General features: G+C 66.8%; 7 protein-coding genes. 5 read left to right on the top strand and 2 right to left on the bottom strand.

Annotated elements, in window-relative coordinates:
* Positions 1-178: 178 nt before the first annotated feature.
* The 5 genes from pyrB (at position 179) to ACFMO5_RS01720 (ending at position 5,154) form a co-directional block, all read left to right on the top strand.
* On the top strand, positions 179-1,096 hold the full coding sequence (gene pyrB / locus ACFMO5_RS01700) for an aspartate carbamoyltransferase (RefSeq protein ID WP_376791047.1): 918 nt from the start codon (positions 179-181) through the stop codon (positions 1,094-1,096).
* 14 nt (positions 1,097-1,110) lie between these two features.
* Positions 1,111-2,496, top strand: a complete 1,386-nt coding sequence (pyrF, locus tag ACFMO5_RS01705; protein ID WP_376791041.1) for an orotidine-5'-phosphate decarboxylase — start codon at positions 1,111-1,113, stop codon at positions 2,494-2,496.
* A gap of 65 nt (positions 2,497-2,561) precedes the next feature.
* Positions 2,562-3,521 carry a dihydroorotate dehydrogenase gene (locus ACFMO5_RS01710; protein WP_376791042.1) on the top strand — a complete coding sequence of 320 codons (960 nt, stop codon included), beginning with the start codon at positions 2,562-2,564 and terminating at the stop codon, positions 3,519-3,521.
* A 218-nt stretch (positions 3,522-3,739) separates the two neighbouring features.
* Entirely contained in the window at positions 3,740-4,396 is a 657-nt protein-coding gene (locus ACFMO5_RS01715; RefSeq protein WP_376791043.1) for an MBL fold metallo-hydrolase, read from the top strand.
* On the top strand, positions 4,393-5,154 hold the full coding sequence (locus ACFMO5_RS01720; protein WP_376791044.1) for a tetratricopeptide repeat protein: 762 nt from the start codon (positions 4,393-4,395) through the stop codon (positions 5,152-5,154). Before ACFMO5_RS01715 ends, ACFMO5_RS01720 begins: the two co-directional genes overlap by 4 nt.
* Before the next feature lie 9 nt (positions 5,155-5,163).
* Here the strand turns inward: ACFMO5_RS01720 and hemH are convergent, their stop codons facing one another.
* Together hemH and hemG are read right to left on the bottom strand one after the other, a co-directional pair.
* A complete protein-coding gene (gene hemH, locus ACFMO5_RS01725) occupies positions 5,164-6,084 on the bottom strand; it encodes a ferrochelatase (protein ID WP_376791045.1) in 921 nt (306 codons plus the stop codon).
* A gap of 68 nt (positions 6,085-6,152) precedes the next feature.
* Entirely contained in the window at positions 6,153-7,532 is a 1,380-nt protein-coding gene (gene hemG / locus ACFMO5_RS01730; RefSeq protein WP_376791046.1) for a protoporphyrinogen oxidase, read from the bottom strand.
* Positions 7,533-7,760 lie beyond the last annotated feature (228 nt).

Genomic DNA, 7,760 nt, shown 5'->3' on the forward strand with positions numbered 1-7,760 from the left:
GGCTGCCAAAGGCAGCCCCCAACTCCAAAGATCCCTAAAGTCTATTGACCTCAAAGATGATGCGGATAAAGCACAACTAACAAAAAACAGGAGGTGGACGATGGTGACACGACCGCGCCTGTTCCAATTTAACAGCTCCCGTCCGCGGGAGCCGGTCAATCCTCATAACGGCTTCTACATGCAGGACATCCTCTCGGTCTCCCAGTTCAACCGGGAGAACCTCGCCTATCTCTTCGACGTCGCCGAGGAGATGCGCGAGATGGTGCGTCGGGTGGGGGCCTGTGATCTCCTCAAAGGCTATGTGATGGCCTGCGTCTTCTACGAGCCCAGCACCCGCACCAGCTCCTCCTTCATCGCGGCGATGGAACGCCTGGGCGGCGCCGTGATCCCCATCACCCAGGGCGTCCAGTTCTCCTCGGTCGCCAAGGGGGAGTCGCTCCCGGATACCATCAAAACCCTCGAGCAGTATTCCGACGTGATCGTCCTGCGTCACCCCGAGGTGGGGGCAGCGAAGATCGCCGCCGACGTGGCCGAGGTGCCGGTGATCAACGCCGGCGATGGGATCGGCGAGCACCCCACCCAAGCCCTCCTGGACCTCTTCACGATCCGGGAGGAGCTGGGCCGCATCGACGGCCTCCACATCGCGATGGTGGGGGATCTGCGCTTCGGGCGCACCGTGCACTCCCTCACCAAGCTGCTCACCATGTACGACGTACGCCTCTCGTTCGTGTCGCCGGAGATCCTGCGGCTGCCCCTCGACCTGATGAACGAGGTGCGCGCCAAGGGGATCCCGGTGTATGAGACCTATGACGTGGCCGATGTGATCGAGGATGCGGATGTGCTCTACGTGACCCGGGTGCAGAAGGAGCGTTTCACGGACCTCAATGCCTACGAGCAGGTGAAGAACTACTATGTGATCACACCCGAGTTGATGCGGCGGGCCAAAGAGCGGATGATCGTGATGCATCCGCTGCCCCGGGTCGGGGAGATCGATCCAGCGGTGGATCGGGATCCACGGGCGGCCTACTTCCGCCAGGTGGCCAACGGCCTCTACATCCGGATGGCCCTGCTGGCGGCGGTGTTGGGCAAAGCGTGAACGGAGGGCTCCCTATGGAATTCTTCGAGCGCCTGGACGAACGGACCCGGGGGACCCGACTGGGCCTGTGCGTCGGGCTGGACCCCGTGCCGGCGCGCCTCCCGGCATGGGCGCGCCGGCACCCGGACCCGGCCCGGATCTTCCTGCGCTGGATCGTCGAGGCGACCGCAGAGGTTGCGGCGGCCTACAAACCCAACCTGGCCTTCTACCTGGCGCTGGGGACCTCAGGTCTGGAGACCCTGCGGGCCGTCCGGGCGGCGATCCCCCCGGAGATCCCGGTGATCCTGGACGGCAAGTTCGGGGATATCGGGTGGACCGCTGAGGCCTACGCCCGGTTCGCCTTCGAGGTCCTCCGGGCGGACGCAGTGACCCTGAATCCCTTCCTCGGCCCCGAGGCCCTGTGCCCGTTCCTGGGCTATAAGGGGCGAGGCCTCTTCCTCCTGATCCGCACCTCCAACCCGAACGCGGAGGCCGTGCAGGAGCTGCCGGTGGAGGGAGAACCGCTCTACCAGGCCCTGGCCCGGCGGATCCTGAGCTGGCCTGAAAGCGAGCGGATCGGCTTCGTGGTGGGAGCCACCGCTCCGCACGCCCTGGCCGCCCTGCGCCGCATCAGCCCCGATCGCTGGTTTCTGATCCCCGGGATCGGCCCGCAAGGGGGAGATGTGGCCGCAGTGAAGGCCCTGGCAGGCCCTCCGGCCCTGATCGCAGTTTCCCGGGAGATCCTGGAGGCACCTGATCCCGGCGCAGCCGCCCGCTCGCTGGTGGAACGCTGGCATGGGGATCCGGCGAAAGCGCTGTCTTCGACCCTCAAGCGGACCCTGGCCCGATGGCTGTATGAGACCGGCTGCATCCGCTTCGGGGAGTTCATCCTCAAATCCGGGGGCCGTTCGCCGATCTACCTGGACCTGCGACGTCTGGTCTCCTTCCCCCAGCAGCTGGAGGCGGTGGCAAGCCTTTACGCCGCCCTCCTCGAGCGGCTTTCCTTCGACCGCCTGGCGGCCCTCCCCTACGCGGCCCTCCCGATCGGGACGGCCGTGGCCCTCCGGACCGGACGTCCCCTGCTGTATCCGCGCAAGGAGGCGAAGGGATACGGCACCGGCCAGCGGATCGAGGGGGAGTTTCGACCAGGGGAAACGGTGGTGGTGCTGGACGACGTGCTGACCACCGGGCTCAGCAAGCGGGAGGCGATCCAAGTCCTTGAGGAGGCCGGGTTGCGGGTCACCGACATCGTGGTCTTGGTGGATCGGGAGCAAGGGGGACGGGAGGAGCTGGAGGCTGCCGGGTATCGGGTGCATGCAGCGATCACCCTGACGGATCTCCTGGAAGAGCTGGTGGAAGAAGGTTTGATCTCGGAAGAGGAACGCCGCCGCGTCCGAGCGGCGTTGGGCCTGATCCGGTGACGCGCGGGAACGCTCTTCCACGGCCTGGCGCCGGGCGAACGCTTGGATGCGTAAGGAGGACAATTGTGGAATTCGCCTTCGCCCATGAACGATCGCAACCCGAAATCGATCTGACCTGCGAGATCGCCGGTGTTCGCTTTCCAAACCCCCTGGTGCTCGCCTCGGGGATCCTGGGGACCAGCGCGGCGCTGATGGTCCGGCTGGCCCGGCTGGGGGCAGGGGGCATTACCGCGAAATCGGCCACCCGGCTCCCCCGGGCGGGTCATCCCAGCCCCATCCTCTTCGATTGGGGCCACGGGTTGATCAACGCGGTGGGCCTTACCAACCCAGGGGCGGAGGGGATGGCAGCGATCCTTCGGGAGGCCCGGGCCGCATTGGCTTCCATGGGTGTCCCGCTCATCGCCAGCGTCTTCGCGGGGAGCGTGGAGGAGTTCGTGGAGGTCGCCCGCGTCCTGGCCACGGCCGGGCCGGATATGATCGAGCTGAACCTTTCATGCCCCAACGTGGCCGCCGAGTATGGCGAGATCTTCGCCGCCAGCCCGAAAGCCACCGCCGAAGCCGTCGCGGCGGTGAAGGCCGCGGTCCCCTGCCCGGTCATCGCGAAGCTCGCCCCGAACGTCCCCGACATCGCCCGCATCGCCCGGGCGGCGGAGGAAGCAGGGGCTGATGCCATCACGGCGGTCAACACGATGCCCGGGATGGTGATCGACATCGAGGCCGGACGGCCGGTCCTCACCAACCGCGAGGGGGGGCTCTCCGGGCCGGCGTTCAAACCCATCGCCGTTCGGTGCGTCTACGAGATCGCCCGCGCTGTGCGCATCCCGATCATCGGCACGGGCGGGGTCCTCACGGGGGAGGACGCCATCGAGATGATCATGGCCGGAGCGACGGCGGTGGGGATAGGCTCCGCAGTCGCCTACCGCGGCCTCGGCGTCTTCCAAGCGATCCGCAAGGAGATGGAGGAGTGGCTCACGGCCCACGGCTACCGGTGCCTGCAGGAGATCCGCGGCCGGGCGCATCGATAGGGTCGATTGCAATCGCCCTCGTAGGGCCTCCGGCCGGTGGTCGGCCTGCGCCGACCAGGGTTTGGCGTCCGCGGGGGCAGACGCCCGGCGCGAAACGCCTCGAGAGGCCGATTTCAATCGGCGCAAGGATCATGCTACGATTAACCTATGACGGGCCGACCGCTCAGGCAGAATAGGCCCGCCGCAATCCGCATCTTGAACCGTGAGGCGTTTGCGCAATGGAGATCGTATGGTTTGGTCTAAGCTGCTTCCGCATCCGCAGCCGGACGGCAACGATCGTGACGGATCCCTACGACAAAAGCGTCGGGCTGAACTTGCCCCGTCTGAAGGCGGACATCGTCACGATCAGCCACGATGCCCCCGGCCATAACGCCGCTCGCGCCATCAAGGGCGAGCCGCGCGTCTTAAGCGGGCCCGGCGAGTATGAGATCAGCGGGGTGTTTATCACCGGCCTGGACATCCGCCCTGAGAACCGGCGCGGACGGAGCCGGGAACGGCGCAATACGATCTTCCTCTTTGAGCTGGAAGATATGCGGGTCTGCCATCTGGGCGACCTGCAGCACGTCCCTTCTCAAGCCGAGGTCGAGGAGGTCCTGGGGGAGGTGGACGTCCTCCTCGTTCCCGTCGGCGGCGGAGAGGCCTTGAACGCCGCCCAGGCCGCCGAGGTCGTCAGCCTCTTGGAACCGCGCATCGTGATCCCGATGCACTACCGCGTGCCCGGGCTGACCCTCAAGCTGGATCCGGTTCAGAAGTTCCTCAAGGAAATGGGCAGCGAGAAGGCCCCAACCCTCGATGCCCTGAAGCTCTCCCGAGGGGATCTTCCGGAGGAAACCCAGGTGATTGTCCTCAACCTCCAGGCTCAGGAGGAAGGATGAGGGGAGCGCCTTCCTTCGTGCTGGCCTGGTTGGGGCTTGTTGTAGCCTGTCGCCCCATCCCAACCCCTCCACCCACCCCCACGTTGGACCCTCAGCTGGCGCAGGCTCGGACGGCGTTGCAACGGGGAGACGCCGTCGCGGCCCTCGCGCTGCTGGAGCCGTTCGTTCAAGCGCATCCCGAAGCGCTGGACGCCCGGGTTTGGCTGGGAGAGGCCTACGCGATGGCCGGTCGTCTCGGGGAGGCGGAACGGATCTATCGGGAGGTCCTGCAACGAGCCCCTGACGATGTCCCGGCCCGCTTAGGCCTCGGGGCCACCCTCGTTCGGAGCGGCCGCCTGAGCGAGGCGGTCGCGGAAGCCCGGACCGTCCTGGCGCGCCATCCTCAGGAGGCCCGGGCGCATTACCTGATGGGCCTCGCCCTCCTTCAGCAGAACCGGGTTCGGGAAGCACAACAGGCGTTCGATCAGGCACTCCGGCTCCGATCCGATTTCCCCGAAGCGTATGTCGGGCGGGGGAGCGCCCGCATGCTCGAGGGAGATTTCGCCGGCGCCGAGGCAGACCTCCGCCGGGCGCTGGCCCTGCGCCCCGGGATGCCGGAGGCCCTTTACTGGCTCGGCCGGCTGCTCGCCCATCAGGGGAAGGTGGACGAAGCCCGGGCGTTGCTCCGCCAGTTCTTGGAAACCCATCCGCCTTCCCCCTTCGCTGAGGAGATCGAGGCGTTGCTGCAAATGCTGGGGGAAGCCCCGGGCGCTCCCTGAGCATCTCCTTCAATCCGCCAGGGCCTCGCTCACCAGCGCCATCAAGGTCTCGATGAGCAGAGGATCATCGTTCAACGAGCGGGTGCGCCGGAAGGAGAGCCCCCATCCCTCGGCCGCCTCCCGCGCTTCTACATCCAGGTCGTAGAGGATTTCCAAGTGGTCCGCGAGGAATCCGATGGGACACACCACGACATGCCGGGCTTCCCCTTGTCGCGCGATGGCCTCCAAGACCTCCAGGAGGTCCGGCCCCAGCCACGGCTCGCCGGTGGCGCTGGCGCTCTGATACGCGAAGCGCCAGTGATCCAGTCCCAGCACCCGCGCCACCCGCCGCGCGGAGTCCAGCAACTCGGTCTCGTAAGGGTCCCCTTCTTCGCGCAAGCGTGCGGGCAGGCTATGGGCGGTGAAGATCACCATCGTCTCCTGCCGCGGCAGATCCTCCAACGCTTCCTTCAGACGCTCCGCCACTGCGATCACGAAGAGGGGATGAGACCCCCATCCCCGGATCTCGGCGACCGGGAGCGCCGCGGAACGGCGGGCGAGGGCCTCCCGGACCGCCGCGTGGTAGGCGCCGACGCTCATACGGGAGTAATGGGGGGCCAGCGCGATGGCCACCAACCGCTCGATGCCCTCCTCCAACAGCCCGGCGACGGCCTCGTCGATGAAGGGGGGCGAATGCTTCATGCCCACCCGAATGCGGAAGGAATGCCCGAGGGCGAGCCGGGCCAATCGGGCCTCCAGAGCCTGGGCCTGACGGAGCGTGATCTCGAACAATGGGGAGCGTCCTCCGATCCGCCGGTAACGCTCCTGAAGCTCCGCCACCCGTTCCGGGGAAGGTGGCCGCCCGCCCCGAATGTGGGTGTAATAGGCTTCTACATCCTCCAAGGAACGCGGTGTTCCGTAAGCCATCAGCAGCACGCCGATTCGGGCCATCGTGGAATCCTCCGTTGATAGTAGGGGCAGGCCTTGTGCCCGCCCGGGGGCACCCACAAGGGGTGCCCCTACCCATCGATCAGTCGCTTCGCCACCTCATGGGCTTGTCGGATGAGATCCGGGATCCCGACCCCCCGATAGGAAGCCCCGACCAGCAAAAGGCCTGGGAACGGGCGCAGCGCGCGCTCGATCGCCGCCAGCCGCTCGAGATGCCCGACCGTGTACTGCGGCATCGCCTGAGGCCAGCGGTGCACCCACACCCGCACCGGGTCGCCTCGCAGCCCTAACAAGGGACGCAAGGCCTTCGTAGCCCGCTGAACCAGAACTGGATCCTCCGCGGCGATGGCCTCCGGATCCCCAGCCCATCCGAGAAAGGCCCGCAACAGCACAAACCCCTCGGGCGCGCGATGGGGCCATTTCGAAGAGAACCAGGTGCATCCCGTCAGTGGGAAGGGCTCCCCCCGAGGGACCAGGAAGCCGCTCCCCTGCAAAGGATGGGCGATCTGATCCCCTCGGAACGCCAGCGTGATCACTGCAGTGGAAGCGAAAGGGATCTCTTGAAGCCGCTCGGCTGCCGAGGGGGCAAACGCCCGGATCTGACGCGCCGCCTCAGGGGCCGGGACCGCGAGCACCACGCGATCCGCTTCCAGGATCGCCCCATCGTCCAACGCGACTCGGTATCGAGCAGGGGCCTCTCCTGGGATCGGGGCGATCTCGATCACCATCCGCCCGAGCACCAAGTGGGCTCGATGTAGCGAGGCGGCCAGCCGCTCGACCAGCACGCCCATGCCGGATCGCAGGGAGACGAACATGGCCTCCGAAGTTCCAGGGGAACGCCCGCGCCGTAATCCCCGCGCGATGCTGCCGAAGTTTCGCTCCAGGGCCAAAAGATGCGGGTAAAGGGCCTGCATGCTCAGACGCTCGGGGTCTCCTGCGTGAATGCCGGCCATCAACGGCTCGGCAATACCCTCGGCGAAGGCGCGACCGAAGCGGCGACGCAGGAAGGCCGCCAGCGACTCATCGCCCTCCCCCCGGCGCGGCGGCACCCATGGCTCCGTGAGCGCACGGAGCCGCCCCCACCATGAAAGGCTGCGCGCTTGCCAAACGGCTGCCGGATCCGGGCGCAACATCAGGAGCGCTTCGGGGATCGGATGAAGGCGCCCCCTGCGCAACACATATACGGTGCGGGCTTGCGGGAAAATGAGCTCCTCTTCCAGCCCCAGGTCTTGAAGGAGGGATGTCCCTTCCAGTTTCGCCCGAAGGAGGGAATCGGGTCCGCCTTCAACGATGAACCCATCCTCCCGCACCGTCGTGATCTTCCCGCCGAGCAGGCGTTCCCGCTCGATCAGGAGAACCTCCCCGTGCCAGCGCCCTTCCGCCGCGGCGCGCTCTAGAAAATAGGCAACGCTCAACCCCGCGATCCCGCCGCCAACGATGATCACTCGCACGGTTTCTCTTCCCCCACGGGGGTTTTAACGCGATGGGCTGCGCTCGTACTGCTTTTGAATTTGGGGTTTTCGGGGCTGGGCCGGGGGCCTTCGGCTCAGCCCCGAAAAAATTTTTTCTCCTCCCTCTCCGCGACCCTTTGGGCCGCGGAGAGGCCGAACATCCCTAGGAGTCACGCGGTTGCTCTCCTAGTGGGGTTTTTTAGGGCGGAGCCGGGCGCCTGCGGCGCC

It is taken from the genome of Thermoflexus sp. (assembly GCF_042408365.1).
GTDB lineage: Bacteria > Chloroflexota > Anaerolineae > Thermoflexales > Thermoflexaceae > Thermoflexus.

Coding starts and splice junctions, on each gene's coding strand:
- ACFMO5_RS01715 (WP_376791043.1), top strand. CDS start 3,740: ATGGAGATCGTATGGTTTGGTCTAAGCTGCTTCCGCATCCGCAGCCGG.
- pyrB (WP_376791047.1), top strand. CDS start 179: ATGCAGGACATCCTCTCGGTCTCCCAGTTCAACCGGGAGAACCTCGCC.
- hemH (WP_376791045.1), bottom strand. CDS start 6,084: ATGGCCCGAATCGGCGTGCTGCTGATGGCTTACGGAACACCGCGTTCC.
- pyrF (WP_376791041.1), top strand. CDS start 1,111: ATGGAATTCTTCGAGCGCCTGGACGAACGGACCCGGGGGACCCGACTG.
- ACFMO5_RS01720 (WP_376791044.1), top strand. CDS start 4,393: ATGAGGGGAGCGCCTTCCTTCGTGCTGGCCTGGTTGGGGCTTGTTGTA.